Origin of the sequence: Streptomyces sp. H39-S7, from assembly GCF_027158205.1 — a bacterium.
GTDB lineage: Bacteria > Actinomycetota > Actinomycetes > Streptomycetales > Streptomycetaceae > Actinacidiphila.
In genome coordinates this window covers 2,440-3,814 of the sequence record NZ_JAPVLU010000090.1, presented here as the reverse complement: position 1 = coordinate 3,814, position 1,375 = coordinate 2,440, and the positions used below count along the sequence as shown (strand labels likewise).

General features: G+C 67.6%; 2 protein-coding genes and 1 pseudogene. 2 read left to right on the top strand and 1 reads right to left on the bottom strand.

All coding sequences use genetic code 11. The features are described from left to right. Positions 1 to 306 precede the first annotated feature (306 nt). Positions 307 to 633, top strand: coding sequence for a MerR family transcriptional regulator (locus tag O3X23_RS41860; RefSeq protein ID WP_269279916.1), 327 nt, complete (start codon positions 307 to 309; stop codon positions 631 to 633). Between the two features lie 198 nt (positions 634 to 831). Continuing rightward, positions 832 to 1,053: pseudogene (locus tag O3X23_RS41855) on the top strand (nuclear transport factor 2 family protein); the annotation flags it as partial. Between the two features lie 93 nt (positions 1,054 to 1,146). Here O3X23_RS41855 and O3X23_RS41850 read toward each other — a convergent pair. Continuing rightward, on the bottom strand, positions 1,147 to 1,375 hold a 229-nt coding region (locus O3X23_RS41850; protein ID WP_269279913.1), incomplete at its 5' end, for a hypothetical protein.

Genomic DNA, 1,375 nt, shown 5'->3' with positions numbered 1-1,375 from the left:
TCCTGATGGCGCTCAACCCCTCCGTTCCCTCTGAACTGATCACTTGCCAAACCGGTACTGCGCCATCAGGATCGCCCGGGCGAAGTGGAAAGGCTCGGGTACCGCAGGACATCGATAGTGAGGTGGTCTCCGGTCACGCATCGCGATCCCCGCACCCCCGACCGCGGTCGGCAGTGCGGACTTAAGTAGGCCGGCGCAGGACTAGGGCCGGCAGGTGGTGTTTTCCGTCCTTCGGGGCCCTGGTGCTACGGCACCAGGGCCCCTCCACACGTCCCCGACCCGCCGCCTGTGTCCCAGGGAGGTGAGATGACAGCAAATGACCCCTACGGCCGTCTCGATGACGACGACTACCCCGCCTACACCATCGGCCGCGCCGCCGACATGATCGGCACCAGCCCCGGCTTCCTGCGCGCGCTCGACGCAGCCCGCCTGATCACCCCGCTGCGATCCGAGGGTGGCCACCGCCGCTACTCGCGCTACCAACTGCGCATCGCCGTCCGGGTTCGTGAACTCGTCGATCAGGGCACCGCGATCGAGGACGCGTGCCGCATCGTGGCGCTGCAGGAGCAATTGGAACAAGCCCAGGCGTTGAACGAGCAACTGCGTACCCGCGACCACCACATCCCCGCCTGAGTACAGAAGCGCCTCGCAGTCGGTTGACTGGCTGCAGTGCCCACCCGGCGCGCACACCAAGACGCCTCGGTTGGCCGTGGGTTGGGCACGAACGGACGTTCGATACACGTATGGAGCTCACCACGACCGGCAGGGGTACTGCGCGAGATGACGCCCCCGCGCCTGTCCCGCTACTGCTGAGGGGCACCGGACCCGACAACATTCGTGGCCGACGGCTTCATCGAGGTACACCAGGAGCCGAGCGACGACGGCCACTACGCCGACCGTCACACCGTCCAGGTCACCAAAACCGACGGATCGACCGTGCGCACCGAGGTCTACCTGTTCGGCGACCTCGCGCCCGACGGCCGGTTCCACCGCATCGAAGAAGTGACCCTCATGATCGAAGGCGCTGACGCGGACCGAAACCTGGGCAGCGCGCTGAGCAAGCCCACAGCCCACGGTCCGCAGCTCTCCGCGACGGGACCCCGGTGCGCCGGAGACGGCGTTTCGGCGATGGCTCACGGACACAGCTCACCGTGACAACTCGCGAAGTGCGAGCAGGATCAGCCGGCGTAGGAGCTCGGTGCCCGCCTGCGTCAGCAGGGATTCCTCGTCACGATCGCCGGCCCAGAGCCGCAGAAGGGCGGCGCGGCCCGACGGGTTGTCCGGGGTGATGGACTGGGCGATTCCGTGTTGGTAGCTGTCAAGGACCTCGCCCGGAGGCAGGAAGGCGGACCCGTCGTCGCCGTTCGCCCTGGCC